We start from the raw sequence: 26,709 nt of genomic DNA, 5'->3' as shown, positions 1-26,709 counted from the left end.
GAGCGGCACCGAATCAGCCCCCGCTTTCGTCGGCGGCGACGAATTCCTCCCACAAGGGGATCGCCAGGAAGGATGGGTCGCCCAGCCCGCGGAAGAGCCCGCGCCGCGGACCGGTCTCGAATGCCGCCGTGGTGTCGAACTTGCTGTACCTCGTGGTCTCCCAGGCGTAGAGGGGAACGTCGGCGGGCACGTCCGGCACGGTGGTGACCTGCTCGGTGACGTGGACGACCCGGTCGTGCCCGGCGAAGGAACAGGTGCCGCGGAGGTCGGTCGAGTGCCAGCGGACCAGGGCGTGCAGCGGCGATTCACCGGGTTCGAGCGGGAACCGCCCACCGCCGAGGACCGCGAGATCGGCGGCCTCGCACCGCTGAGCCAGCGCGAGCCCGAAGACGATCCGGGTGTCACAGCGCGGTTCGACGACGACGAGGGTGCGTCCACCCAGCCGCGGCACGGAGCCGAGGCTGTGCCGCGCACCGGCGGCCAGCGCGGGTTCCCACCGCCGGCTGTCCACTCCACCCCAGGCCGCGGCGAACCGCAGCGGCCCCACCCCCGACGCGCGGACCTCACCGGGATCGGCGATCCGCGCGGCGACGGCTATGGCGGTCTCGAACCCGATCCCGGCGGCGTCGAACCGGCGCAGGTTGGCGAGCAGGGTTGCCAGCGGCAGGTGCGGGACGAGTTCTTCCAGACGGGCCCAGCGGCCGGGGTCGGACACCAGGTTCGCGACGGGCAGGGAGGCGAGCACGGTCTCCGCGTGCGGCGAGCTTCCGGCTCGACGCAGCTGGGCGAGCACCTGTCCTGGGAACCGGGGGTCTTTCCTGCCGCGACGCACCCCGGCGATCACCTGCATCGGCCCGAGGAGCGCCGCACGGTCGGCGGTGGAGTCGGCGAATGGCTCAGCCGGGCGGGCTTCGGGCTCACCCTGGGGCGCTCGCGTCGAGGCTTCGCGGTCGGGACTTGGGCCAGCGGACGACTCTCCCGGCGGGACGTCGGGCTCACCTCCGCCCACCCGCGCCGACGCCCCACGGCCAGAACCCCCTCGGGCGAACGACTCCCCCGCGCGCACCTCCGGCTCACCCTGAAGCACTCGCATCGACGCTTCACGGTCGGCACCTCGGCCGGCGGACAACTCTCCCGGCGGGACGTCGGGCTCACCTCCGCCCACCCGCGCCGACGCCCCACCGCCAGAACCCCCTCGGGCGAACGACTCCCCCGCGCGCACCTCCGGCTCACCCTGAAGCACTCGCATCGACGCTTCACGGTCGGCACCTCGGCCAGCGGACAACTCTCCCAACAGGACTTCGGGCTCACCTCCGCCCACCCGCGCCTCACGGCCGAGCCTCCCATCGGCGAACGACTCCCCCGCGCGTACCTCAGCCTCACCCCGCCGCGCACCGCCGGCTGCCGGCATTGGCGGCTTGCGATCGGGGTTTCCGCGGGTCGCCAGCTCCCCTTCAGGCTCGTCACGGCGCGAACCACTGACCGGGCTGGTCGGCGCTTCGCCGTCAGCCGACAGCTGGGCCCACTGCCGCACCAAGAGGAGCGATACCGGGATCCTCCGTACCCTCCCCTGCCGCCGGGCCAGGGCGTACCGGAACAAGTCGCCCTGGGCCTGATCGCGGGCCCTGGGGTGGACCAGCCTGATCACCTCGCCGAACCGCAGCGGGCGCGGTGTCCCTATGCCGCCGTAGCGGGGCAGGTCGCCGCGGACGAAGCCCAGCTCGAAGTGGTGGCCCGTGGTGTCGTACGCCAGCAGCGCCGGCTCGTCGTACAGGCGGGTGACCGCGTCCGCCACCCCGCGTTTCACCGGCTTCGGCAGTGCCGGCCCGTAGACCGCTGCCCAGTAGGCCAGCAGGTGGCCCGGGTCGTCCGCTCGGCGCAGCACCGACGCGATCACCTGCCTCGACAGGCCGTGCTCGCCCCGCGCCAGCCGCGCGGCCACGAAGGTCGCCGCGCCCACCAGCGCCGGGTAGCGCATCGGGGTCGCGACGCGGAGCCAGCGCAGGAACGGCACCGCCTCCGCAGGGTCCGCGGAGCGCACCAGAGTGACGTAGCGCTCCCGGATGGGCGGCGGCCAGGCGAAAAACGCGTCCTGGTACGCCAGCCCGGCCAGCGCCGCGCGGTGCAACGAACCCACCGAACCCCTCCCCGAGTCGGGTCAAGGCCTGCGGGCGACGGGTCCGAGACCCGGATCGGCTCCGGGCTGGTCGTCGGCGGGCGGTCAGGGGCGCGCCCCTCACTCGCTCCGGATCGCGACCCACAGCCACGCACCGGAAACCGTCACCCGCAGGCCCCGCGAGGATAGCGGCGGGGTCCGACAAAAAACCTAGATCAGCTTCGCCGCCACGTTGTACGCCTCCACCTGCAGCCGGGCCTGGGGCACCCGCCGCGGCGGGTCGACGCGGATCGTGCGGCTTTCGCCTGGCAGCAGCCAGAAGTAGTTGTCGTCGTAGCGGGTCGGCAGCACGCGGTCCTTTCCGTTCTTCTCGCGCAGCGACAGCCGGATCATCGCCGCGACCGTCCGGCCCGTGTTGCGGATCGTCGCGACGTAACCGGCGCCGTCGGGCCGCAGCGACGTGGCCAGCTGCGCGCCCGGGAGCTGGTTGAGCGCCCGCATCGCGGCATCGGTCCGGTAGCGCCAGTACGTGTTCTCCGACAGCACCGCGCCGTGGGCGTCGGTCAGCGTGAGCCGCAGCAGGTGCAGGTCCGGCAGGCCCGTGTCGAACGGCACCGTGAAGGCGTCGGTGGCCCCGATCGGGGCGACGTCGACCTTCTGCTGCTGCGCCGTGCCCAGCCCGGCGCCGTCCAAGCCGTAGAGCCGGGCGGACGCGGTGACGCCGCTCATCGCGGACGGCGTGTGGTTGACCACCCGGACCTGCCACGTCGAGAGGTCGGCCTGCACGTGGTGCGCCTCGCACCCCTTGCGCGCGCCGTAGTAACTGCCGTTGACGTCGAGGTCGTAGTCGTAGGTCTGCCAGACCGTGCTGTGCCACGCCGGGTGCGACATCCACAGCAGCACCCCCGTGGCGTCGGCCCACAGCTTCGTGTTCCACGCCTCGAAGATCGCGCGCATGCTCTCGTAGTTGACGAACTGGGCCTTGCGGCAGAACTCCGCGAGGCTCGTCGACGGCGCGAGCCGCGCGTCGATGGCCGCCAGGTACGTCTGCGGCGACTGGTTCCCGTTGGCCGACCAGTCGTGCAGGAACCACGGCGCCCCGATCGGCCAGCCGGCGTCGCCCTCGCCGACGAGGTTGCGCATGCTCTCGACGACCGACACGGTCGGCAGCCCGATCTCGCTCCAGAACCCGTGCTTGCCGCCGGTCGCCTCGCCGGTGAAGTACTGCTTCGGGTCGAGCCAGCGGTACGGGCCGTCGCCGGTGATCACGCCGCCCGCGGAGTTGCCCTGGTAGAGCAGGTCGGTGTTGGTGGTGACGATGTCGCGCAGCGCGTTGTCGATCACCGCCGGCGGGGTGCCTTCGTTGCAGCCGAACCAGACCGTCGCGCAGGCGTGGTGCCGGTAGCGCAGCACCGTGTCCTTCGCTTGCGCGAGGAAGATGTCGTGGTTGGCCGGGTCGGTCGACCAGCCGTCCCAGAACTCGTTCCACAGCAGGATGCCGTACTTGTCGCACGCGTCGAACAGCTCCTGGCGGTAGGACGAGCCGACCCAGTTGCGGATCAGGGTGAAGTTCATGTCGCGGTGCATCGCGACGACGGCGTCGGTCCGCTCCTGCGGCATCCGGCGCAGCAGCTCGTCCCAGCCCCAGCTGCCGCCGCGGGCGAACACCTTGACGCCGTTGACGAGGAAGGTCAGCGGCTTCGGGCTGTTGTCCACCGACACCGCATCGGTCCAGGTCTGGCCGTCGGCCGACACCTGGATCGTGAACGTCGCCGCGTAGGCGGTTTCCCAGGTCAGCACCACCCGGTCGAACGCCGTCGCCGCGCCGAGGTCGACCTGCAGCCACTGGTTGTCGTCGTAGGCCGACGTCCAGCGCGTGTTCGGGTCGCCGTCGACGGCGTTCTCCGGCGGGTTGCCGTCCGCGACCGACAGCGACGTCGCGGTCTTGCCCTTCGCCAGGTCCGTGTCCGGCGCGGCACTGTCCACAACGGACATCGTCCAGAGCGAGAAGCCCCAGCCGGTGGCGCGCTTGAGCCCCTGCATCCGGACGTACCGTGTGTTCTGCGGGCCGAGGTCGACGGACTGCGTGGCCCGGCCGTCGGCGATGACGATCGGCAGGTCGTACTGGTAGCCGATCTGGCGCAGGCCGATCTTCGTCGTCCGGCGGTCGCTGGTGGACGCGCCGATCGCCGCGGTGAGCGTCAGGTCGTAGAGGTTCGGGTCGCCGTAACCGTTGGGCCACCACAGTTTCGGGTTCTTGACCCGCTGCGCCGGGAACACGACGTCGGCGGCCTGCCCGGCCGGGACGGTGACCGTGCTCGACACGTTCACCGGGCCGAAGGCGGCGGAGACCTTGATCCGCTGGGCGGTCGCGGCGGCGTTGCGCACGGGCACGGTCAGCGTCACGACCGCGGTGCCGGCGTCGGGCACCTTGGTGTCGACGCGCACGTCACCGAGCACGGCGGCGCCGGTGGAGCGCAGGCGGACGTGGTCCCAGATGCCCGACGCGCGGTCGCGCACCGCCGGCATCCAGTCCCAGCCGGACACCGCGAGGTAGGTCGGCGAGTTGTCGAACATGGTGCTGCCTGCGTCGACGAACGACTGCGCGGCCGGCCCCTTGTCACTCGGGCTGCCGGGGCGCGGCATCGGCGAGATCTTGACGGCGAGGGCCTGGTCGCCGGTGCGCCTCAGGGCCGCGGTGACGTCGAAGACGCCGCGGCCGAACGGGTGGCTCTGCGTCCCGATGTTCGCGCCGTTGAGCCAGATCGCGGCCTCGTGGTTGACGCCGTCGAACTCCAGCCAGACGTGCCGGCCCGGCGAGGTGTCGAGGCCGCGCGGCAGGGAGAAGCGGCGCCGGTACCACCACGCGTGCCGCGACAGCGCTTCCGGGACGTGCATGTTGTGCATGCCGGACACCGGGTCGGGCAGCTGGCCCTGCTCGACGAGCGACGCCAGCACGGTTCCGGGCACGGTCGCCGGGAGCCAGCCGCGGGTGTCCACCGACGCGCCGGACAGCGCGGCGCCGTCCTCACTGGGCGACCAGTCGTCCATGGTGAGCACCCAGCCGGACTCGAGCGGCACGGTGCCGTCCGACGCGAGCGCCAGCACGGGCGGATCGTCGTGCGGGCGCACCGGGAAGCTGGTCCAGCCGCGCACCGCGGGCCGGTGGTCGCGGCTGGTGCCGAACACCTGGAAGCCGTTGAGGCCCAGCGGGTTCGTCGTCGAGCGGCTCGCCGCGGTGAACCGCACCCAGCGCGCCGTGGCCGACACCGGGATCGTCACGACGCCGCCGGTGCCCGCGTCGGTGTGGTGGACCGTGCGCCAGGCCTTGCCGTCGCCGGAGACGTCCAGGTCGAAGGACACCGCGTAGCTCGAGAAGACCTCGTCGCCGACGGTGTGGGTGCGGGACGCGCCGAGGTCGAGGGCCGGGTCGCCGGGCTTGGCCTCGAAGGTCAGCACGACCGACTCGATCTTGCACTGGCCCTGGAGGTCGACGACGATCCACTGGCCGTCGCCGGGGGTGGCGCGCCAGCCGGAGCCGCGGACGCCGATCTGCGCGAGGCCGTCGACGGCGAACTCGGCCGGGGTGGCGGCGTAGTCGGTCGAGGACACCTGGACCGGCCGGAACAGCGCCAGGTCGGTCCGGGCGTCCGTCCCGTCGGCCGCCGCGGGCGCGGCCGAGGCGACGCCGCCCGGCAGGACGGCCGCCAGGCCGAACCCGGCCAGCAGCCCGCCGCCCACGGCCAGGACGTTCCGCCGGGACACCGGTGCTACCGGCTCGACGCCGGCCCCGATGCCGTACTCCTCCGCCATGCGAACTCCGTTCTCGAAGCGGCAGTCACGCACGGCGCGGGCCCCTGGCGGGGTGTCGGCGCCGGTGACTGACAACGTTGCCAGTGAGCTTCCGCCGAGGTCGCGGCGACCGTCAAGAAGACAAGGAAGACAAAAATTAGGAATAATGACATCGATGTCTGTGATGGCTCGCGGCGTCCCGTTCAGCGGTGACGTCGTCCTGCCGGACGGGGGCACTCTCGGTACGGTTGCATCGACTTCGCACCGAAGCTTCGGTGCGGGTCCACCCCGAGGAGGCAGTACGCCATGGTCCAGGTCGAACGCACCGTCACCGTCCGCACGCCGGTCGACCAGGTCGCGCGCTACCTCGCCGACTTCGCGCACACCGAGGAGTGGGACCCGGGCACCGTCCGGTGCACCCGCTCCGACGACGGCCCGGTGGCGGTCGGCGCGCGGTGGCACAACGTCTCGGAGTTCCGCGGCAAGGAGACCGAGCTCGAGTACGAGCTGACCCGGCTCGAAGCCGGCCGCGTGACGTTCGTCGGCAAGAACAAGACGGCCACCTCGACCGACGACTTCACCCTGGCGCCGAGCGGCGGCAGCACGACCGTGCACTACCAGGCGACGATCGTCTTCCACGGCCTGGCGAAGCTCGCGAGCCCGCTGCTCAAGCGGGTGTTCGAGCGACTCGGCGACGAGGTCGTCCCGAAGCTGACCAGCGCGCTGGAGAAGCTCACGACGAGCTGACGCTCCCGGCCGCCAGCGCCATCGCGGTGCCCAGGTCGTCCACCACCGTCAGCCCGCGCTCCCCCAGGTGCGCCCAGCCCGGCCCGGCGGTCATGACCGCGCGGTCGAGCTCGTGCAGCCGGCGCACCAGGACGTCGTCGGCGGTCGGGGCGGCCATCGACCACAGCACCACCAGGACCGGGTCGAGACGCTCGGCCAGCTCGGTGAGCGTCTCGGCCGGCACCAGCTGGCCGAGGTAGCGCACCGGCACGCCGGACTCGGCCAGCGACGCCCGCAGCGCCTCCATCGGCAGGGAGTGCCGTTCGGCGGGGCAGCACGCCAGCAGCACCGGGCGGGCCGGCGCCGTCTCCGGGAACCGGCGGCCGAAGCGCTCCAGCGCGGCGGAGACCTCCGACGTCAGCACCCATTCGGCCGCGAAGCACATGTCACCGCGTTGCCAGCGGTCCCCCAGCTCACGCAGGACCGGGACCAGGACGTCGGTCCACGCCGCGGCCGCGCCCAGCGCCGCGAGGGTCTCGTCGAGCAGGGCGCCGACCGCGCCGAACTCCAGCTCTTCCGCCGCTTCCGCGAGCTCCCGCAGCAGGCGGTCGGCCGGGGCTCCGGGCCGCGTCGAGCCGGTGAACGCCGCGGCGGCCGCGTCCCGCACCGGCATCCCGCGCGCGATCAGGCGCTGCATGTGCTGCAGGCGGCGGACATCCGCGTCGGAGTACCGGCGGTGCCTGCCCTCGCTCCTGGCCGAGGGCGCGATCCCGTACCGCGCGCCCCAGCTGCGCAGGGTCACGGGGGAAACGCCGAGCAGCTCGGCGACCTTGCCCGGGGCCCACGAACCCGCGGCCGGGACGGGTTCCGCGCCGACGTCCATCCGGATCCACCGTCCTCTTCGCACCCGCCGTCCCGGCGGGTGGCGGCATCTTAGCGACGGCGCGAAAGCCCGGCGGCGGCGCGCGGGGGACGCGGCCGGCCGGGGCGGTGACCGGCCGCGTCCCCTCCGGCGGGCCGCGCGGGGTGGCACCCGCCGCGGCCGGCAGCGAACCGGGGGAAGTGTTGTCCCGTACCGGTAAGCTACACCCGCCTCGCAACGGTTGTGCAGCGTTGTCGCACGGATGCAGTACCCCGCGGGCCCCTCCCCTGCACGGGGGATGTCCGCGTGGTCCGGCCTCTCCGTGGGTACCACGCGCGCGGGGGCCTTGGTCCCCATCGCCAAGCACGGAGACGAGCTGATGACCGACCACCACACCACACCCGCCTTCGGGAGTAGCACCGAAGCCGGCATCGTGACCGTCCACTGCTCCGGGGACCTCGACCTCGCCTGCGCACCCCGGATGAGGGCCGCCCTGCTCGCGCCGATCCGGGACGGCGCGCCCGGCGTGGTCGCGGACCTGACCGCGACCACGTTCTGCGACTCCACGATCTTCAGCGTCCTCGTGGAGCTGCACCGGGCCGCCGTCGCCCGCGGGGTGTCCTACTCCATCGCCGCCGACCCGGTCGCGGTGGCGCGGCCGCTCGAGATCCTCGGCCTGGACCGGCTGCTGCCCCTGCACGACGACCTCGGCGAGGCCCGCGCGGCAGTGGCCGAGCACCAGGAGAGCCGCGTCTCCTGACGCTCCTGTGGATCGGCTGAAGAAAGCCGCCGCGTGGTCGCGGGCGCCGGGCCCGGCGCCGGAGGATCGAGGGCATGGTGGTCCTCTCCGAACGAGCGGCGGTGCGGCGGCTGCACGACCGGCTGGGCTTCGGCCCGCGCCCCGGTGACCTCGACCGCGGGTTCGCCGAGACGCGCGACCGGCTGCTGGGCACCGGCGCCGACGCCGGGGCGGCCGCGACACCGATGCCGACACCCGGCGCGCCGCCCGAGCGCCCCAAGAAGGCGGACAAGCAGAACAAGGCCGCGAAGCAGCAGGCGAACAAGCAGCTGCAGGCCCAGTCCACGCAGGCCGCCCTCTGGTGGCTGGACCGGATGGTCGCGGCCGACCTCCCGTCCGTCGAACGGCTGACGTGGTTCTGGCACGGGCACTTCGCCACGAGCGAGCAGAAGGTCCGCAGCCCGGAGCTGATGCTGGCGCAGAACTGGACCCAGCGTGAGCACGCGCTGGGCAGCTTCACCGACCTGGCCCGCGCGATGGTCGTCGACCCGGCGCTGCTGCTGTGGCTGGACGGGAACAGCAACAAGGCCGGCAAGCCCAACGAGAACCTCGCCCGCGAGTTCATGGAGCTGTTCACCCTCGGCGTCGGGCACTACACCGAGGACGACGTCCGGGAGGCCGCGCGAGCGCTCACCGGCTGGACGGCGCAGCGCGACACGACCACCGCGAAGCTGGTGCCGAAGCGGCGCGACGACGGTGAGAAGCACATCCTCGGCGCCACCGGCGACTTCGCCGCGCAGTCCTTTGTGGACCTCGTACTCGGCAGGCCCGACTCGGCGCGGTTCGTCGTCGGCCGGCTCTGGTTCCGGCTGGTCTCCGCGGAGCCGCCTGCCGCGGACGTGCTGAACCGCCTGGTCGCCGCCTACGGCAGCCGCCGTGACGTCCGGGCGGTGTTGCGGGCGATCACCGCCGAACCGGCGTTCCGCGACAGCGCGACGTCACTGGTCAAGCAGCCGGTGGAATGGCTGGCCGGGCTGCTGCGCGCGTTCGGCGTGCGTCCCGGCTCGCTCGACGAGCAGGCCCGCACCCAGCTGCTGGCCGGGTTGCGCGGGCTCGGCCAGGTGCCGTTCCTGCCGCCCAGCGTCGGGGGCTGGGCGGCGGGCGGCGCCTGGCTGACGACGTCGGCGGGAGTGGCCCGGCTGCACCTGGCCCAGCTGGTCGCCGGGCACGCCGACCTGGGCACCGTCGCGAAGGCGTCGGACAAGACCACGGCGATCGGCGAGCTGCTCGGCGTCGACGCCTGGTCCGGCCGCACGAAAGCCGCGCTGGCCGGTGTCGCCGGCGACGTCCGTCAACTGTCCACTGTGGCCGCCTGTGCCCCCGAGTACGTAGTGAGTGGGTGACGATCGTGCAGGTCAACCGACGCCGGTTCCTCACCGCGACCGGGGTGACGGCCGCCGCGGCGCTCGCCGCGGGCGCGACCCAGGTCGACTGGACGCGGCTGATGTCGGCGGCGCAGGAGAACCCCCTGGACCCGGACGCGGGCGTGCTCGTGGTGGTGACCCTCTACGGCGGCAACGACGGTCTCAACACCGTCGTCCCGGCGGGTGACAGCGCGTACCAGAACGCCCGCTCCGAGCTGGCGTACAAGCCCGAAGAGGTCCTCGACGTCGGCGAAGGACTCGGCCTCAACCCCGGCATGAAGGGGTTCAAGAGCCTGTGGGACGGCGGGAAGCTGGCGATCCTGCGCGGCGTCGGCTACCCGAAGCCCGATCACAGCCACTTCCGGTCGATGGCGATCTGGCAGACGGCGTCACCGGAGACGTCCGTGCCGACCGGCTGGCTCGGCCGCTGGCTCGACGCGACCGGCGACGACCCGCTGCGCGCGGTCTCGGTCGACCCGGTGCTGCCGCCGCTGCTCGCCGGCGCCCGCACCGCGGCCGCGTCCCTGCCGGTCGGCGGGCTCACCCTGCCGAAGGGCGCGCTCGGGACGGCGTTCCAGGGCCTCGGCGCGGCCCAGGCCGGCGAGGGGTACTGGCAGTCCCGCGCCGCCCGGTCGGTCGGTGACCTGCACCGCGCGGTGCAGACGCTGGGCGGGCACCAGTCCGAAAAGGACTCATCGGGGAAGAAGCGCAAGGGGGAGCTGGCCGCGCAGCTCGACGTCGTCGCCGGGCTGATCGAGGCGGGCGTGCCGTCGCGGGCGTATTCGGTGTCGCTGGGCGGGTTCGACACGCACGCCGACGAGCGCGGCACCCAGCAGCGGCTGCTCACCGAACTCGACGGCGCGCTGACGCCGTTCGCGCAGCGGCTCGCGAAGACCGACCGCGGCAAGCAGGCGGTGGTGATGGTCTACTCGGAGTTCGGCAGGCGCGTGACGGCCAACGCGAGCCAGGGCACCGACCACGGCACGGCCGGCCCGATGTTCGTGCTGGGCCAGAACGTCCACGGCGGCTTTCACGGCGCGGAACCGAGCCTGACCGACCTCGACGACGGCGACCTCAAGCTGACCACGGACTTCCGTGACGTCTACGCGACGATGGTGGAGGACGTTCTGGGCACGGACGCGGGCCAGGTGCTGCCCGGCCACAGCGGCCGGATGACGGGGTTGTTCGCTTAGGACTCAGGCGGGCGGCTTGGTGTGGCTGTGGGTGCATCCCGACGGGTGCCTCGGAGCCGGGCCACGGCGGGCCTCGGCGTTCGACGATGGAGGATTCCGGCCGCCCAGCGGCCCAAATCCTCCATCGACGCTTCGCGGCCACGTCTCCGACCCGGAGTCCCGTGCGGGCGGCCTCAGGCGGGCGTCAGCCCGGCCAGCCGGAACCGCGCTCCCCCGCCCGGCGCCGCCTCGCACCACAGGTCGCCGCCGTGCGCTCGTGCGAAACCCCGGGCGATCGGCAACCCCAGCCCCGAACCGCCCGGCCCGCGAGCCTCGTCCAGCCTCACCAAGCGGTCGAAGATCCGCTCGCGGTCGGCGCCCGGGACGCCGGGGCCGGTGTCGGTGACCGTCACGCCGTCCGGGAGGACCTCGATCGTCACCGTGCCGTGGCCGTCCATCGCGCGGACCGCGTTGTCCGCCAGGTTGGCCAGGATCTGCGTCAACCGGGCGCCGTCGCCGAGTACAAGAACCTCGGCACCGGTGACCTCGACCGTCACCTCCGGTGACGTCAGCCCCAGGCGGTCGGCTTGAGCCTGCGCCAGCGGGAGCAGCGCCACCGGCGCGCGCTCCAGGTCAAAACCCGCGTCCAGGCGGGCCAGGTCGAGGAGGTCCGCGACGAGCTTCCCGGCCCGCTGCGACTCGCGGACCACCAGCAGCTGCAACCGGGTCGGGTCGGCGTCCGGGGGCAGCTGCAGCAGCGCTTCGGCCGCCGCCTGCACCCCGGCCAGCGGGGTGCGCAGCTCGTGGGCGGCGTCGGCGACGAACCGCCGGGTGCGTGCCTCCGACGCCCGCGCCGCCTGTTCCGCGCCTTCGAGGGCGTCGAGTGCGGAGTCGAACGCGGCCGCCGCGCGGCCCAGCTCGGTCGTGGCCCGTTCCGGGGCGAGCCGGCCGCCGCGGCCGCCGGAGACGATCGAGCGGGCCAGCCGGGTCATCGCGTCCAGCGGGGCGAGCGCGAAGCGGACCGCCAGCAGCAGCGCGACCGCGGCGACGAGCAGCGCGGCCAGCCCGGTCGCCAGCAGCACCCAGCGCAGGCTCTGTTCCGCGGCCGCCACGAGGGTCTCGTCCGCGGTCAGCGTCAGCTTCGCGCCGTTGATCCGGGGCGGGCCGGTCAGCGTCGCGCGCACCTGGCGGATCCGGTCGGCCGGCGGCAGGTCCGCCGCGCCGAGGAACGTGCCGTCCGGCAAGGCCAGCGACGCCTGGACACCACGGGTCTCCATGCGCCGCAGCAGGTTCTGCGGCGCCGCGTTCTGCTTCGCCAGCTGCTGGGCCAGCTGCACGCGCGCGGTCAGCAGGCCGTTGACGTCCTTCTCGGCCTGGGCGCGGAACACGGTGTCGACGACGAACCCGACCGCGACCAGCACCACCGCGAGCACCACCAGCACGGTGACGGTGACCCGGCGGCGCAGCGACACCGTCCGCAGCCCGCTCACGGCTCGCCGCGCAGGACGTAACCCTGGCCGCGCACGGTGTGCAGCACGCGCGGGCCGTGCGCCTCGAGCTTGCGGCGCAACGTGCTGACGTTGACCTCGACGAGGTTCGCCGCGTAGTCGCCGTAGCCCCACACCGCGGTCAGGATCTGCGTCTTGCCGACCACCCGGTCGCGGTGCTGCGCGAAGTACACCAGCAGCTTCCACTCGGTCGACGTCAGCTCGACCTCGGCGGCGCCGTACCGGACGCGGCCGCCCTCGACGTCGACCACCAGGTCGCCGATCTCGACGGCAGGCTGCGTCCGCCCCATTCGCCGCAGTACCGCGGTCACCCGCGCGACCAGTTCGGCCAGCACGAACGGTTTCACGACGTAGTCGTCGGCGCCGTCGCCGAGGCCGCGCAGCCGGTCCTCGACGCCGTCGCGCGCGGTCAGCATCACCACCCCGGCCGCCGACAGCCGCCGGATCACCCGCAGCAGCTCGAACCCGTCGCGGCCCGGCAGCATGACGTCGAGCACCACGAGGTCCGGCCGGGCCCGGGACAGCTCCGCCTCGAGCGCGGCGCCGTCGGGCAGCGCGCGGACGGAGAACCCGGCGGTGGCCAGCGCGGTCTCGACGGCGACGCGGATCGCCTCGGCGTCCTCGACGACCAGGATCCGCGGGGCGTTCACGGCCCCAGCGTAACGCCGTCCACAGTGGTCAGTGGCCGAACGCGCGAAAGCCGGCCTCGGGGGTACCGAGGCCGGCTTTCGCGGGCGGTCAGGCCGTGATCTCTTCCTTCGCCGCGCCGGAGCCGACGGTGATGCGACGGGACTGCGCCCGCTCGCTCACCGGGATCCGGACGGTCAGCACCCCGGCGTCGTAGTCGGCTTCGATGCGCTCGGTGTCCAGCGTGTCGGCCAGCAGCAGACGGCGGGTGAAGACGCCGCGCGGGCGCTCGCTGACCTGGTACTGGGCGCCTTCGGCCGGGTTCGCGGCCCGCTCGGCGCGGACGGTCAGGACGTTGCGCTCGACGTCGAGGTCGATCGAGCCGGGCGTGACGCCGGGCAGGTCGAACTGGACGACGAAGTCCTCGCCGTCGCGGTAGGCGTCCATCGGCACGCTCGCCGGGCGGCTCGCCGTGCCGGTGGCGCCGAAGAACTGCCGGCTCAGCCGGTCGAAGTCGCGGAACGGATCGGTACGCAGCACCATTTCGGATCTCCTTCCCACCACGGGTTCGTGATCGGGGCGGTGGTGGCCACGCCCTCGCAAAGTTGACAACGAGAGACTCAACTTAGTTGTTCCATGGCTGCTCAACTCACGCCTGTGACGCCCGGCACAGCCCGGCCCGCGCGGGGGACCCCCATCGGGTGGATAACCGCCCGATGGGCGGATCGGCGCGGGTCAGGCGGTTATCGTCCGGACGAAGAGTCCACAGTGGACAAGGGAGGGGACCCCGTGCGCGTGACCCATGCCGCTCTGGCGGCGCTGGCGGCCTGCGGGCTCGTGCTGCTCTCCCTCCCCGTGGCGCGGGAAGCGCACGCCGACCCGCTGCCCGGCGGCCTCGGCCCGTGCGTGCCGGGCACCTGCCCCGGCACCTTCCCGCCGGTCGGCAACGGGTCCTTCGCCGGGCGCGACAACGGCATCAACGTCTTCGTCGGCGGCACCATGCGCGTCACCGGCAGCGCGGCCGAAGCCGAGGGCCGGGTGGTCGTGGGCGGCGACTTCACGCTGCGCAAGACGTCCGGCTCGTCGATCTACAACGTCGGCGTGGCCGGGGTCGGCTCCCGCGTGCCGCCGCCGGACGGCGCCGACTTCCTGACCGTGGGCGGCGACCTCACCGTCGCCGACACCCAGCGCCTCGACGCCGTCGGCGACTCGGGCGGTGGCGTGGTCCGCCACGCCGGCACGGTGACGGGCACCGTCATCGGCAGCCTCGTGCACGACCCGGCGGCGATGAAGCCGTACGCCGGGCTGCGGGAGAAGCTGACGGCCGCGAGCGAGTGCTACGCCCGGGTCGACGGCGCGCCGCGGACCGCCACCGGGACCGTGGTCAACCACGGCTACGAGACGGCCTTCACCGGCGACGGCAAGTCCGCGCTGCAGGTCTTCAACGTCACCGCCGACATCGCCGGGCCGGGCGGCACCACGCAGGGCATCACCTTCACCGGCATCCCGGACGGCGCCACCGTGCTGGTCAACGTCACCGGCGGCCCCCGGACGATCAACACCTACAGCGGCACCCTCGACGACAACGACCCGCTCAACAAGCTGCGCTCGCGGCTGCTGTGGAACATCCCGGACGCGACGACGGTCACCCTGACCGGCAGCGGCCAGTTCCAGGGCAGCGTGCTGGCCGGCAACCCCGGCGGCACCACGACGATGACGCTGCCCGGCAGCAACGGCCGGTTCTTCACCGCGGGCGACCTCGTCCACGGCTCGAGCGCCGGCGCGGGCAGCGGCCAGGAGTTCCACGCGTACCCGTTCACCGGCGACCTGCCGTCGTGCACCAACCCCGAGCCGACGACCACGACGACGCCCGCCACCAGCACGACGACCACCACGTCGACGACATCGACCACCCCCACCACCACGAGCACGACGGCTCCCACGACGACCTCCACCACGCCGACCACCGGCCCGGCCACGACCACCACCGAGCCGACGACCACCACGACCGAGCCCACCACCACGGAGCCGACGACCACCACCGAGCCGACGACGACCGGACAAACCACCACGAGCACGGTGCCGACGACGGACACCAGTACGACCGAGCCGGCCACGAGCACCACGCCGACCGGGCCGACGTCGACGACCACCACGGCCACGAGCACGTCCACCGTGCCGACGAGCCCGACCGACACCACGGCCACCGGCCCCGCGGAGACCACTTCGTCGTCCAGCACCACCCCGGTGCCGGTGCCGTCCCGTCCGGACGGTTCGGGCAGCCTGCCGGACACCGGCACCGACGTCGGCCCGCTCCTCGGCCTCGGCGCGCTGCTGCTCACCGGCGGGACCGCGCTGGTGCTCGTGACCGTCCGCCGACGAACCCGCTGAGGGAACGCGTAGATCCACAAAGGACCGAAACCCCACACTGCGGTCTCACGGCAACCGTGTCACCATCGGGTGAAGTACCTCGCGGGCCCGTGGACCTAACAAGGGCGTAGCACTCCCGTAATGTTGTGTCATTACGGTCCCCGGGGCATGTCGATCGGGCAAATGGCGGGCCCCGCGCAGGCGGCGGTTCCGCGAGGTGAACGGGTGCTTGCGGTAGAAAACGAGAAAACGAAAGTGTCGCGGGGCTGGGTGCTGCCCGTTTTCGGGGCGGTACTGGGCGCACTGGTCTTCCTGGTGGTGCGCGGCAGCCTGACCGACGACAGCTACATAACCCTCGCTTATGCGCGAAACCTCGCCGAACACGGCGAATGGGGCATGATCCCCGGCGCGCCGGCGAACTCCGCGACGTCACCGCTGAACGTGCTGCTCCTCGCCGCGTTCACGCTGGTGACGCGGATCGCGGGCGACCCGCACCCGGTGATCGCGCTCGGCATCCTGACGGTGCTCTGCGGCGCCGCGCTCGGCTGGGCCTGGCAGCGGATCGGCCGCGTGCTGTCCCTGCCGACGGCGGCCGGTGTGCTCGGCATCACACTCGTGTTGCTGAATCCGTTCGTGCTGTCGGCCATCGGGCTGGAAGTCCTGCTCATCCCGGCCGTGCTGATGGTGATGACGGTCTTCGCGATGGAAGCTCGGCCCGTCTGGTTCGGTGTCGCCGCCGGGCTGGCCATCCTGACCCGGATCGACCTGGTCGTGTTCGTCGTGGTGATCGCGGTGTGCACGCCCGCGATCCGGCGGAAGCTGCTGCCCGCGGCGGGCTTCGCGATCCTGACGACCGCGCCGTGGTTCCTGGTCAGCTGGTTCGTCTTCGGCTCGTTCGTGCCGGACACCCTGGTGATCAAGCAGGCCCAGGCGGGCCTGTTCGCGCCGTGGAGCTACAGCACCGGCCCGGTCATGTACTACATCGGCTGGCCGGTCACCGTGCTCGTGTCGTTCCTGCCGGCGCTGGTCGGCGTGGTCGCGCTCGCCGGCTGGGTCGCGGCGCGGTTCGCCGTCCGCTGGCCCGAGTTCCCGCCGCTGGGCCCGATCGCCGCACTCGCCGCGGGCGGGATCCTTTACTACATCGCCTACTCCTACATCGGGGTGGGACCGTTCCACTGGTACTACGTGGCCCCGGTGGCCGCGACGAGCGCGTTCGCCGTCGCCGCCTTCGGCAGCTGGTACGCCCAGACCCACACGCGTCCCGCGCTGCGGTCCGGTCCCCCGCTGCTCGCGCTGGGCCTGACCGGGGTGCTCGTGCTCGGCGGCGCCGCGGTGGACGCCGCGCAGGGCCTGCCGTGGAAGTCGCCGGTGGTGTTCGGGAACTGGGCCAGTGCGCAGGACTACGCGCGGGTCGGCACCGCGCTCGGCAAGCGGCTCGACGGCGCGACCGTCGCCAGCCCCGGGGAGATCGGCACGCTGGCCTACTACTGCCAGTGCGCCATCCTCGACGTCTTCTCCGACCGCGGTGAAGCGGTTTCCCTGGTCCAGCAACGGATCGAGACGGCGAGCCCGGTGATGAGCCTGGCGCTGCGGGTGAACTACCACTGGCTGGACCGCTCGACCAAGCAACGCAAGCGGGACTACCGGCTGCAGTACGCCTCCGGCCCGGCCACCGGGCCGGACAGCTGGCAGGTGACCTCGGCGGCCAAGGGCGTCGGGCACTTCACCCTCACCCGCGAACCGTGATCGTCGTCCACCGGGAGCCGGCGGTGGACACGATCACGGAGCGGCGATCCCGCGCGGCCCGACGCTGGGTGCTGCCCGTCGCGGTCGCCGCGCTCTCCGCCCTCGTGTTCGCCGCGGTGCGCCCGCACCTCGTCGACGACACCTTCATCACCCTGTCCTACGCCCGTGAGCTCGCCTTCCACGGGCACTGGGGCCTGATCACGGCCGAGACGTCGAACACCGCGACGTCACCGCTGAACGTCCTGCTGCTCGCGGCGCTGACGTTCGTGCTGCGCAACGCCGTGCTCGCCTGCGGTGTGCTGTTCGTGCTCTGCCAGGTCGCGCTGGTGCTCGCGCTGCGCCGGGCCGGGACGCGGGCGAGCCTGCCGGGGTGGTTCGCGCCGTCCGCCGTCGCGCTGCTCACGGTGAACCCGCTGCTGCTGTCGTCGATCGGGCTGGAGGTCGAGCTCGGCGCGGCCGGGATCGCCTGGCTGCTGGTGTGCGCCGGGGAACGGCGGCCGGTCCTGCTGGGCGTGCTGACCGGGCTGGTCGCCCTGGTCCGGCTCGACCTGCTCGTGGTCGCCCTGGTGCTGTTCCTGCTGCGCCGCCGGTTCTGGGTGAAGGCGTGGCAGACGGTGCTCGCCGCGGCGGCCGTCGCGCTCCCCTGGTTCGCCTTCAGCTGGGTGGTGCTCGGCTCGGCCGTGCCGGACACGGTGATCATCAAGACGCTGCAGAAGTCCTGGGGCACCTGGGACTTCGGCAACGGGCCGGGCCTCTACGCCCGGGTCTTCCCGTGGGCGACGGCGCTCTCGTTCCTGCCCGCCGTCCTGGCGCTGAGCGCCTTCCTGGTCTGGCTGGCCGGCTCCGGCCGCCGCGGTCCGGTGTGGACGAAGCTGCTGCCGTTCGCGCCGCTGGTGCCCGCCGGGCTCGCGCACTACCTGGCCTACACGCGGCTGCACGTGCCGCCCTACCACTGGTACTACGGGCCGAGCCTGGTCACGCTGACGCTCTTCCTGGCCGCCGCCGCGGCCGCCTGGGTGCGCCTGCCCGCCCGGGTGGCGGGCGCGGTCACCGTCGCCGGCGTCCTGGTCGTGAGCACCGGCTTCTACGTCTCGGACGGCCTGCCGCGGCGGTTCGCGCCGCTGCTGTCCAACCACGACTCCACGGCGGACTACGAGCGGATCGGCCCGGAGCTGGGCCGGCTGGTCGGCGGCGGCACGGTCCGCAGCGGCGGGGAGATCGGCGTGCTCGCCTACAGCTGCGGCTGCGCGATCGTCGACCTCTTCGACGACCGCGGCGCGGTCGGGCCGGCCATCACCGAGCGGAAGGCCCACCTGGGCGCGCTCGGCCGGAAGCTCGTGGACGTCAACTTCAGGTACTTCGACTTCGGCGACCGGCCGATCGTCACCGACTACGCCCTGGTGCGCGGCGATCCGCCGCCCGGTGCGCTGGCCCACTGGACGCTGACGTCGCCGTGGGCCGGCACCCAGCAGCTGTATCTCGTCCGGGGCAACGGAAGCGGAGCTTGAGCACATGACCGACCTCACCGCGCAGCGCGGCCTGTACGCGGGCCCGGCGCCGATCGTCAGCAAGGACCTCTACGCCGAGGTGCACACCGGTTCGGCGGTCCGCGACCGCGACGCGATCCGGCTGACCCCGGGCACGAAGGTGTCCGGTAACACGTACTTCGGGCGTTTTCCGGCGTCGTACTGGCAGCGCTGGACCACCGTGACCGAGGTGTCGGTCGAAGCCGTCGTCACCGGCACCGGGCTGCTGTCCATGGGTGCCTCCGACGTCGAAGGTGAACCGCGGGTCACCGAGGCCGAGCAGGTCACCGACGTCACACAGCACAAAGTCGTCCTGACCGGCAAGCTGGACAAGTTCTACGACGGCGGCGCCCTCTGGCTCGACCTGGAAACCGAAGGCGGCCAGACGCTGCGGGTCGAGCAGGTCCGCTGGACCGTCGAAGCCCCCGACACGATCCGCCCGACCGCGGTCACCATCTGCACGATGAACCGCGCCGACGACTGCCTCAAAAACCTCCAGGCCCTCGCCGCCGACGTCTCGTCGCTGGACACCCTCGACGCGATCTACGTCGCTGACCAGGGCACCGACCTGGTCGAATCCCGTGACGGGTTCGAGCAGGTCGTCAAGGACCTCGCCGACAAGCTGCACTACATCAAGCAGCCCAACCTCGGCGGCGCCGGCGGTTTCACCCGCGGTCTCTACGAGGTCGCCGGGCACACCGCCACCGCCCACGCCAACGTCCTGTTCATGGACGACGACGTCCTGCTCGAGCCGGACCTGGTGATCCGGATGACGGCGTTCTCCAACCGCGCCGCCAACCCGATCATCGTCGGCGGGCAGATGCTCAACCTGTTCCACCCCAACCAGCTGCACGTCGGCGCCGAATACGCCCGGTTGAACACCCTCGAACCCGGCCAGCCGGTCGAGCACTCCCTCACCACCGCCGACCTGCTCGGGGTGGACGAGGAGACGTTGAAGCCGAACCGGCAGGAACGCCGGCTGGACGCCGGGTACAACGGCTGGTGGTCCTGCCTGATCCCCTACGAGGTCGTGCAGGCCACCGGGTACCCGATGCCGTTCTTCTTCCAGTGGGACGACGCGGAGTACTCCTACCGCGCCCGCGCCCACGGCTTCCCCACCGTCACCCTCCCCGGGGCGGGGGTGTGGCACGCGGACTTCCACATGAAGGACTGGGACGAGTGGCACCGCTACTTCAACCTGCGCAACTCCATCATCACCGCGGCGCTGCACTCGCCGTTCAACCTGAACCTGCTCTCCCGCGTGCTGCTGGCGCAGCTGGTCCGCTACCTGCTGGGGATGCAGTACGGGCTGTCCGCGACGCTGATCAAGGCCGTCGAAGACTTCCTCGAAGGCCCTGAAGTCCTGCGTGACGGTGGCGTGGAGGCGATGAAGGAGATCCGCCGGATCCGGGACCAGTACCCGGAGACCAAGCGGCACAAGGCCACCGACGTCCCGGGCATCGCCTCCAACGACATCGGCATCATCAACAGCGCGCCGCCGCCCAGCCGGACCGTCGTGGTCCTGCTCAAGCGGCTGCTCGACCAGACCAGGGGCCGGCACCGGTTCGGTCTCGGCGCCGTCCCGGCCGACGAGGCCCACTGGTGGCACGTCGCGCTGTTCTCGACCGTCGTCGTCACCGACGCGAACCAGGACGGCGTCCGCGTCCGGTCCTACGACCGGGCGAAGACGTTCGAACTGGCCAAACGCGGTGTCCGGGTGATCCAGCGGCTGCGCAAGGAAGGCGCGGCGGTGCAGGAGCAGTACCGGCGCGCGATGCCGGAGCTGACGTCCCGGGAGAACTGGAAGCGGCTCTACGAGAGCTGACGCTCCGCTCATCCGAGCGATCAAGGAATTCGCCTGGACGCCAGACTGCGCAGGAGGCCGGAGAGGCCATAGGGTTCGGTCATGAAGGTCGGCCTGCTCACCCGGGAGTACCCGCCGGAGGTCTACGGCGGAGCCGGGGTTCACGTGGAGTTCCTCGCCCGGGAGTTGCGGTCGCTGGTCGATCTCGACGTGCACTGCTGGGGTGCGGACCGCCCGGACGCCACCGGGCACACCGACCCGCACGGCTACCGCCAGCCCGCGTTCACGACGATGGACATCGCCGTCTCGATGGCGAACGCCCTCGAAGGCCACGACCTCGCGCACAGCCACACCTGGTACGCGAACCTGGCCGGGCACCTGGCCAAGATGACCCATGGCATCCCGCACGTCGTCACCGCGCACTCGCTGGAGCCGCTGCGGCCGTGGAAGGCCGAGCAGCTGGGCGGCGGCTACCGCGTCTCGTCGTGGATCGAGCGCGAGGCCTACGAGTCGGCCGACGCGATCGTCGCGGTCAGCGGCGGCATGCGCCAGGACGTGCTCACCGCGTACCCGGCCGTGCTGCCCGAGCGCGTCCACGTGATCCACAACGGCATCGACACCACGCTCTACCGGCCCGACCCCGGCACCGACGTCCTGGCGAAGCACGGCATCGACCCGGACCGCCCGTACGTGCTGTTCGTCGGCCGGATCACCCGGCAGAAGGGCGTCCCGCACCTGGTCAGGGCCGGTGCGACCCTGGACCCGGGCACGCAGCTGGTGCTGTGCGCGGGCGGCGCGGACACCCCCGAGCTGGACGCCGAGTTCCGCGGCCTGGTCGCCGACCTGGAGAAGACCCGCACCGGCGTCCGCTGGATCCCCGAGATGCTGCCGCGCCCCGAGGTCGTCCAGCTGCTCACCCACGCCGCGGTGTTCGCCTGCCCGTCGGTCTACGAGCCGCTCGGCATCGTGAACCTGGAGGCCGCGGCGTGCGGCACGGCCGTGGTCGCCAGCGACGTCGGCGGCATCCCGGAGGTCGTCGACGACGGCCGGACCGGCCTGCTGGTGCACTACGACGAGGCGGACACCGCCGGGTACGAGGCGCGGCTGGGCGCGGCGCTCAACGAGCTGGTGGGCGACCCGGACCGGGCCGCCGCGATGGGTACCGCCGGCCGCGAGCGCGCGGTCGGCGAGTTCGGCTGGAAGGCGATCGCCGAGCAGACGGTCGCCCTCTACGAAGCGTGCGGGAGGTCCTCGTGAACAGTGGAGCCGACGTTCTGGGCATCGTGCTCGCGGGCGGCGAGGGCAAGCGCCTGATGCCGCTCACCGCCGACCGCGCCAAACCCGCGGTGCCGTTCGGGGGTGTGCACCGGCTGGTCGACTTCGTGCTGTCGAACCTGGTGCACGGCGGGATCCGGCGGCTGTGCGTGCTGACGCAGTACAAGTCGCACTCGCTCGACCGGCACATCTCGACGACGTGGCGGCTCTCGGCGCTCACCGGCGAGTACGTCACGCCGGTGCCGGCGCAGCAGCGGCTGGGCCCGCGGTGGTACCAGGGCAGCGCCGACGCGATCCACCAGAGCCTCAACCTGGTCTACGACGAGGACCCCGAGTACATCGCGGTGTTCGGCGCGGACAACATCTACCGGATGGACCCCCGGCAGATGCTGGAGACCCACATCTCCTCGGGCGCCGGTGTCACGGTCGCCGGGATCCGGGTGCCGCGTTCGGAGGCGAGCTCGTTCGGCGTCATCCGGACCACCGACGGCCTGATGATCGACGCGTTCCTGGAGAAGCCGGCCGACCCGCCGGGCCTGCCCGACTCCCCCGAGGAGTCGTACGTGTCGATGGGCAACTACATCTTCACCACGAAGGTGATGCTCGAGGCGCTGCACGCCGACGCCGAGAACGCGGCGTCGCACCACGACATGGGCCGCGACATCATCCCGGCCCTGGTGAAGTCCGGCGAGGCGGCGGTCTACGACTTCAGCGGCAACGTCGTCCCGGGTGAAACCGAGCGCGACCACGGCTACTGGCGCGACGTCGGGACGATCGACAGCTACTACGACGCCCACACCGACCTGATCTCCACGCACCCGATCTTCAACCTCTACAACCGCAAGTGGCCGATCCTGGCCCACCCCGGCCAACGGGCAGCGGCGAAGTTCGTCGAAGGCGGCTCGGCCAACCAGTCGATCGTCAGCAACGGCTGCATCATCTCCGGCGCGCAGGTCGTCGACTCGGTGCTCTCCCCCGACGTCCTGGTCGAGCAGGGCGCCGTCGTCCAGGGCTCGGTGCTGCTCGACGGGGCCCGGGTGGGCCGCGGCGCGGTGGTGCGGCGGGCGATCCTGGACAAGAACGTGGTGGTCCCGCCGGGTGCGCACATCGGGGTGGACCTGGCCCGCGACCGCGGGCACTACCACGTGAGCGAGGGCGGGATCGTGGTGCTGGGCAAGGGGGAACGCGCCATCTGAGGCGCCGGGCGGGTCAGGACCCGTCGGCCGCGGAGATCCGCTCGACGACCTGGCGCGGGTCGATGCCCCACCGCTCGGCCAGCTCCGAGATCGAGGCTCCCGCCGCGTACTCGGCGGCGATCATGCTGTTGACCACGCCTGCCAACGTCCTACTCCTCACCCGCAGATGCACGTGCAGCCAAGATGCTACATGTTCCGCGCGGACGTCGAACAATCTGCCTCAGATCCGGTCGCGGTCAGCGACCCGCTTTGCCCTCGCCGGAGGGTTTCCCGGGATTCGCGGTCTCCCCCGCCCCCTTGCGGGCCGCGCTCGCCACGGCATCGAAGATGGGCGTCGGCTCACCGTCGTCGGACTTCGACCGCTCTTCGCGCGATGTGCGCAATTCCTCTCCCACGCGCCCAGTTTCTGCGACCCCGGCCGATTTCGCTCGGGCAACACCGAAAATCGCCCGGCCGGGGGATCACCCGTCCCGCGGTGCCTTTCCGGGGCATTTTCGGCTTGCGCGCATTTCCGCACGTCACGCAATTCCGGGCGGCCCGGGAATATCCCGGGGGTCCGGCGGGATTGCACCGGGCATGAAAGCTGTCGTCTACCGCCGGCACGGCGGGCCCGAGGAGCTGGCACTGTCCGAGCGGGACGTCGCGGAGCCGGGGCCCGGCGAGGTCCGCGTCCGGCTCGTGGTGTCCGCCGTCAACCCCACCGACTGGAAGGCGCGGCAGGGCCGCGGCGCCGAGGCCGGGACCGAGGTGCCCGACACCGTCCCCAACCAGGACGGCGCCGGGATCGTCGACGCGGTCGGCCCGGAGGTGACCGGCTTCGCGCCCGGAGATCGCGTGTGGACGCTCCTGGCCGGCACGCACGCGCCGGAGTCCGGCACCGCCCAGGAGTACACGGTGCTGCCCGCCGAAAAGCTCGCCGGGCTGCCCGGCGGGGTCGGCTTCGACGAAGGTGCCGGGTTCGGCGTCCCGGCGCTGACCGCGCACCGCGCGCTCACCGTCGCCGAGGACGGCCCGGCGCGCCTGTCCCCCGGTGCTCTCAAGGGCAAGACGGTGCTGGTCAGCGGCGGTGCGGGCGCGGTCGGCAACGCCACGATCCAGCTCGGCCGCTGGGCCGGCGCGACGGTGATCGCCACGGTCAGCAGCGACGCGAAAGCCGCGCTCGCCACCGCGGCCGGCGCCCAGCACGTGCTGCGCTACCCCGACCCGGAACTGGCGGCGCGGGTCCGCGAGATCGCGCCCGACGGCGTCGACCTGGTGGTCGAGGTCGCCGCGGGCGTCAACGCCCCGCTGCACACCGCGGTGCTGCGCACACGCGGCACGGTCGCGGCCTACGGCGACGACCGCGGCACGGGCACGCTCAGCCTGGAGTTCGGCGCGAACCTGTGGCTGAACACGCGCTACCAGTTCCTGGTGCTCTACACGGTCGGCGCGGACAAGCTGCGGGCCGGCGCCGAGGACATCAACGCGGCCTTCGCCGACGGTGCCCTGCGGCTCGGCGACGAGCGCGGCGTGCCGGTGCACCGGTTCCCGCTGGCCGACACGGCGAAGGCGCACATCGCTTCCGAGGAAGGCGCGACCGGGAAGGTGCTGATCGACATCAGCCCGAGTCTTTAGGTGACGTCCGGGGTGACGGCCAGCGCGGCGAGCAGCTCGCCGGCCGTCACCTCTTCGTCGTCGCGGTGCTCGCGCCAGCGTCCGAACAGCTCCTGCGCGGCCGTGAGCAGCGCCGGGGACAGCCCCGCGTCCGTGCACGCGACGGCGATCTCGGCCATCTCGCCCTCCCACCGCCAAGCTCGCTGCGCCGCCGACTCGAGCGCGCCCGGCGCGCCGAGCGGGGTGTCCCGCCGGATCGCACCGGCCAGGTCGCGGAACGCGTCGTCCACGCCGTGGTGGGCCGCGAGGGCGTGGGCCTGCGCGGCGAGGGCGTAGGTCAGCTTGTTGTACGACGCGAACGCGAGCTTGAGCGCCGAAGCCCGCCCGACCGGGCCGTCGAGCACGATCGGCCGCAGGAAAGTCCCCTCGAAGAGGCTTTCCACGCGCCCGGCGTCCGGTCCGGACAGGTAGAGCCGAGTCGAGCCGTCGTGGCGTGGCGGCGGCCCGACGATCCCGCCGTCCACCACGGACGCCCGACCGCGGAACAGGTCCTCGATCTGCTGGGCGTGCCCGGGGCTGATGGCGTTCGCGTCGAGGTAGACACCCGAGAACCCGCCGCTCGCGACGTCCCGGGCGACGTCGACCGCGGACGCGGGCGGGCAGATGCTGAGCACGACGTCGCAGCCGGAAAGGTCGTCGGCCTCGGTGAACCCGGCCTCCTCGGCCCGGCTGCGGGTGGCGGGCCCGCGCCCGGCGGACAGCCACCGGACGCGGACGTCCCGCTTCACCAGCAGCGCGCCGACCGCCGCGCCCATCGCCCCCGGGTGCAGCACCCCGACGGAAGTCTTCACGTGCGTTCCTTTCGCAGCCTTGACTTCAAGCGTCCTCGAAGTTCGAGACTCAGGGTATGGAAGCGATCACGGCCACCCGCTTCGGCGGCCCCGAAGTCCTCGAACCCGTCACGCTACCCACCCCCGGCCCGGGCGAGGGACAGCTCCGCGTCGACGTCGCGTTCGCCGGCACGGGCTGGCTCGACACCCTCATCCGGCGAGGTGACGCCCCGCCGGGCTTCGAGGTGACGCCGCCGTACGTTCCGGGTGGCGCCGTCGCGGGCACGGTGACCGCTCTCGGGCCGGGGGTGGCCGGGGAGTGGCTGGGCGCGCGGGTCGTCACCCGTGCGTCCGGCGGCGGCTACGCGGACACGGCGATCGCCGACGCCGGGTTCGCCTTCCGCGTGCCGGACGGGCTCGGCCTGCCGGAGGCGCTCGCCGTCCTGGACGACGGCAGCACGGCGGTGGCGCTGCTCGAGAGGACCCCGGTCGAGGCAGGTGACGACGTCCTGGTGCTGCCGGGAGTGGGCGGCCTCGGCAGCCTGCTGGTGCAGCTGGCCCGCGACGCTTCGGTGATCGCGGCGGTCCGCGGCCCGGAGAAGGTCAAGCTGGCGCACGACCTGGGCGTCCAGGCGGTCGACTACGGCGAGCCGGACTGGGCCACGCGGGTACCGGGGGTGGACGTGGTCTTCGACGGCGTCGGCGGCCCGCTGGGGGCAACGGCGCTCTCGCTGCTTCGCGACGGCGGCCGGTTCTCCGGTTACGGCATGAGCAGCGGCGCCCCGACGGTGGTCCCCGCGCACGACCGTCGCAGGCTGGCGTCGGTGACGGACATGTCCCAGCTCCCGGAGTTCTGGCCGGAGACACCCCGCCGAGTGCGCGCGGCCCTGCAGTCGGCGGCGTCAGGTCGGCTGGTCCCGCTGATCGGCCGCACGTACCCCTTGGCCGAGGCCGCCAAGGCGCACGCGGACTTCGAACAACGCCGGGCGGTCGGCAAGATCCTGCTCCAGCCCTGACCGCCCGCACCGACGCCGACGGTCGTGAGGGGCACCCTCATGGCTTTTAAGTCCCTGAAGGTGCCCCTCACGACCTCCGAAGCCCGGCGCACGTGGCGGCCGGAGCAGGCCGGCACCGCACGCCGCCGATGCTGCGCGCCGAGTCGGGACGCCACGCTGACCACCAAACGTGGCGAGTCCCGACGCTGCGCGCCGAGTTTTGCGACTGCGGCCGCACGCCGGCCGCTACACCCGCAGCATGTGCCGACGCTAGGCACTGCCGCGGCACCACGCTGGCCACTACACGCGCATTTGGGGAACCCCGGCTTCGCCGAACCATTCCGGCGAAGGGTCGGCCATTGCAGCGCGCAAAACCGCGCCTGCTCCGGCGAACACTCCTGCCGGCCA

Annotated in this window: 20 protein-coding genes; 12 read left to right on the top strand and 8 right to left on the bottom strand. The window is 72.6% G+C overall.

What is annotated here, in order from left to right:
* Positions 1-13: 13 nt before the first annotated feature.
* Positions 14-2,137, bottom strand: a complete 2,124-nt coding sequence (locus tag ACIOD2_RS02715; protein ID WP_400533445.1) for a hypothetical protein — start codon at positions 2,135-2,137, stop codon at positions 14-16.
* Between the two features lie 189 nt (positions 2,138-2,326).
* Entirely contained in the window at positions 2,327-5,929 is a 3,603-nt protein-coding gene (locus ACIOD2_RS02710) for a discoidin domain-containing protein (RefSeq protein WP_400533444.1), read from the bottom strand.
* A 285-nt stretch (positions 5,930-6,214) separates the two neighbouring features.
* On the opposite strand from ACIOD2_RS02710, the gene ACIOD2_RS02705 reads away from it, so the two are divergent.
* Entirely contained in the window at positions 6,215-6,655 is a 441-nt protein-coding gene (locus tag ACIOD2_RS02705; RefSeq protein ID WP_400533442.1) for an SRPBCC family protein, read from the top strand.
* Here the strand turns inward: ACIOD2_RS02705 and ACIOD2_RS02700 are convergent.
* Positions 6,642-7,517, bottom strand: a complete 876-nt coding sequence (locus ACIOD2_RS02700) for a MerR family transcriptional regulator (RefSeq protein ID WP_400533440.1) — start codon at positions 7,515-7,517, stop codon at positions 6,642-6,644. The two genes, ACIOD2_RS02705 and ACIOD2_RS02700, sit on opposite strands and share 14 nt — an antisense overlap.
* Before the next feature lie 358 nt (positions 7,518-7,875).
* Here ACIOD2_RS02700 and ACIOD2_RS02695 point away from each other — a divergent pair, with 358 nt between their 5' ends.
* The 3 genes from ACIOD2_RS02695 to ACIOD2_RS02685 all read left to right on the top strand — a co-directional run bounded on the left by ACIOD2_RS02695 (position 7,876) and on the right by ACIOD2_RS02685 (position 10,852).
* Positions 7,876-8,256 (top strand): STAS domain-containing protein, encoded by a 381-nt coding sequence (locus tag ACIOD2_RS02695; RefSeq protein WP_400533438.1) that lies wholly within the window; start codon positions 7,876-7,878, stop codon positions 8,254-8,256.
* A 74-nt stretch (positions 8,257-8,330) separates the two neighbouring features.
* The gene (locus ACIOD2_RS02690) at positions 8,331-9,638 is read left to right on the top strand and encodes a DUF1800 family protein (RefSeq protein WP_400533436.1); all 1,308 of its coding nucleotides are present in this window, start codon (positions 8,331-8,333) and stop codon (positions 9,636-9,638) included.
* Complete coding sequence (locus ACIOD2_RS02685) at positions 9,635-10,852, top strand: DUF1501 domain-containing protein (RefSeq protein WP_400533435.1); 1,218 nt, start codon at positions 9,635-9,637, stop codon at positions 10,850-10,852. The genes ACIOD2_RS02690 and ACIOD2_RS02685 overlap by 4 nt, the downstream gene beginning before the upstream one ends.
* A gap of 173 nt (positions 10,853-11,025) precedes the next feature.
* Here ACIOD2_RS02685 and ACIOD2_RS02680 read toward each other — a convergent pair whose 3' ends face one another.
* The 3 genes from ACIOD2_RS02680 to ACIOD2_RS02670 form a co-directional block, all read right to left on the bottom strand.
* Positions 11,026-12,321, bottom strand: a complete 1,296-nt coding sequence (locus tag ACIOD2_RS02680; RefSeq protein ID WP_400533433.1) for a sensor histidine kinase — start codon at positions 12,319-12,321, stop codon at positions 11,026-11,028.
* Positions 12,318-12,989, bottom strand: a complete 672-nt coding sequence (locus ACIOD2_RS02675; RefSeq protein ID WP_400533431.1) for a response regulator transcription factor — start codon at positions 12,987-12,989, stop codon at positions 12,318-12,320. The genes ACIOD2_RS02680 and ACIOD2_RS02675 overlap by 4 nt, the downstream gene beginning before the upstream one ends.
* 88 nt (positions 12,990-13,077) lie before the next feature.
* The gene (locus ACIOD2_RS02670; protein ID WP_400533430.1) at positions 13,078-13,509 is read right to left on the bottom strand and encodes an Hsp20/alpha crystallin family protein; all 432 of its coding nucleotides are present in this window, start codon (positions 13,507-13,509) and stop codon (positions 13,078-13,080) included.
* 246 nt (positions 13,510-13,755) lie between these two features.
* On the opposite strand from ACIOD2_RS02670, the gene ACIOD2_RS02665 reads away from it, so the two are divergent.
* The 6 genes from ACIOD2_RS02665 (at position 13,756) to glgC (ending at position 22,883) form a co-directional block, all read left to right on the top strand.
* Complete coding sequence (locus tag ACIOD2_RS02665; RefSeq protein WP_400533428.1) at positions 13,756-15,357, top strand: choice-of-anchor A family protein; 1,602 nt, start codon at positions 13,756-13,758, stop codon at positions 15,355-15,357.
* Positions 15,358-15,561: 204 nt separating this feature from the next.
* On the top strand, positions 15,562-17,082 hold the full coding sequence (locus tag ACIOD2_RS02660; RefSeq protein WP_400533426.1) for a hypothetical protein: 1,521 nt from the start codon (positions 15,562-15,564) through the stop codon (positions 17,080-17,082).
* Positions 17,083-17,105: 23 nt separating this feature from the next.
* Positions 17,106-18,590, top strand: coding sequence for a hypothetical protein (locus ACIOD2_RS02655; RefSeq protein WP_400533424.1), 1,485 nt, complete (start codon positions 17,106-17,108; stop codon positions 18,588-18,590).
* Positions 18,591-18,594: 4 nt separating this feature from the next.
* Positions 18,595-20,433 (top strand): glycosyltransferase, encoded by a 1,839-nt coding sequence (locus tag ACIOD2_RS02650; protein WP_400533422.1) that lies wholly within the window; start codon positions 18,595-18,597, stop codon positions 20,431-20,433.
* Between the two features lie 81 nt (positions 20,434-20,514).
* Positions 20,515-21,669 (top strand): glycogen synthase, encoded by a 1,155-nt coding sequence (glgA, locus tag ACIOD2_RS02645; RefSeq protein WP_400533420.1) that lies wholly within the window; start codon positions 20,515-20,517, stop codon positions 21,667-21,669.
* Entirely contained in the window at positions 21,666-22,883 is a 1,218-nt protein-coding gene (glgC, locus tag ACIOD2_RS02640) for a glucose-1-phosphate adenylyltransferase (protein ID WP_400533419.1), read from the top strand. Before glgA ends, glgC begins: the two co-directional genes overlap by 4 nt.
* A gap of 13 nt (positions 22,884-22,896) precedes the next feature.
* Here glgC and ACIOD2_RS02635 read toward each other — a convergent pair whose 3' ends face one another.
* Positions 22,897-23,028, bottom strand: coding sequence for a hypothetical protein (locus tag ACIOD2_RS02635; protein ID WP_400533417.1), 132 nt, complete (start codon positions 23,026-23,028; stop codon positions 22,897-22,899).
* Positions 23,029-23,459: 431 nt separating this feature from the next.
* On the opposite strand from ACIOD2_RS02635, the gene ACIOD2_RS02630 reads away from it, so the two are divergent.
* Positions 23,460-24,497 (top strand): NADPH:quinone reductase, encoded by a 1,038-nt coding sequence (locus ACIOD2_RS02630; RefSeq protein ID WP_400533415.1) that lies wholly within the window; start codon positions 23,460-23,462, stop codon positions 24,495-24,497.
* Here ACIOD2_RS02630 and ACIOD2_RS02625 read toward each other — a convergent pair.
* Positions 24,494-25,327, bottom strand: coding sequence for a DUF1932 domain-containing protein (locus tag ACIOD2_RS02625; protein WP_400533413.1), 834 nt, complete (start codon positions 25,325-25,327; stop codon positions 24,494-24,496). The genes ACIOD2_RS02630 and ACIOD2_RS02625 overlap by 4 nt on opposite strands.
* A 56-nt stretch (positions 25,328-25,383) precedes the next feature.
* On the opposite strand from ACIOD2_RS02625, the gene ACIOD2_RS02620 reads away from it, so the two are divergent.
* Positions 25,384-26,322 carry a zinc-binding dehydrogenase gene (locus ACIOD2_RS02620; protein ID WP_400533411.1) on the top strand — a complete coding sequence of 313 codons (939 nt, stop codon included), beginning with the start codon at positions 25,384-25,386 and terminating at the stop codon, positions 26,320-26,322.
* Positions 26,323-26,709 lie beyond the last annotated feature (387 nt).

The organism is Amycolatopsis sp. NPDC088138, from assembly GCF_044741685.1.
GTDB lineage: Bacteria > Actinomycetota > Actinomycetes > Mycobacteriales > Pseudonocardiaceae > Amycolatopsis.
This window is presented reverse-complemented; position numbering and strand designations above follow the sequence as displayed.

What these genes read in the sequence shown, in the direction of transcription:
- ACIOD2_RS02710 (WP_400533444.1), bottom strand. Translation starts at nt 5,929, where the DNA reads ATGGCGGAGGAGTACGGCATCGGGGCCGGCGTCGAGCCGGTAGCACCG.
- ACIOD2_RS02705 (WP_400533442.1), top strand. Translation starts at nt 6,215, where the DNA reads ATGGTCCAGGTCGAACGCACCGTCACCGTCCGCACGCCGGTCGACCAG.
- ACIOD2_RS02700 (WP_400533440.1), bottom strand. Translation starts at nt 7,517, where the DNA reads ATGGACGTCGGCGCGGAACCCGTCCCGGCCGCGGGTTCGTGGGCCCCG.
- ACIOD2_RS02695 (WP_400533438.1), top strand. Translation starts at nt 7,876, where the DNA reads ATGACCGACCACCACACCACACCCGCCTTCGGGAGTAGCACCGAAGCC.
- ACIOD2_RS02690 (WP_400533436.1), top strand. Translation starts at nt 8,331, where the DNA reads ATGGTGGTCCTCTCCGAACGAGCGGCGGTGCGGCGGCTGCACGACCGG.
- ACIOD2_RS02670 (WP_400533430.1), bottom strand. Translation starts at nt 13,509, where the DNA reads ATGGTGCTGCGTACCGATCCGTTCCGCGACTTCGACCGGCTGAGCCGG.
- ACIOD2_RS02650 (WP_400533422.1), top strand. Translation starts at nt 18,595, where the DNA reads ATGACCGACCTCACCGCGCAGCGCGGCCTGTACGCGGGCCCGGCGCCG.
- glgA (WP_400533420.1), top strand. Translation starts at nt 20,515, where the DNA reads ATGAAGGTCGGCCTGCTCACCCGGGAGTACCCGCCGGAGGTCTACGGC.
- ACIOD2_RS02630 (WP_400533415.1), top strand. Translation starts at nt 23,460, where the DNA reads ATGAAAGCTGTCGTCTACCGCCGGCACGGCGGGCCCGAGGAGCTGGCA.
- ACIOD2_RS02620 (WP_400533411.1), top strand. Translation starts at nt 25,384, where the DNA reads ATGGAAGCGATCACGGCCACCCGCTTCGGCGGCCCCGAAGTCCTCGAA.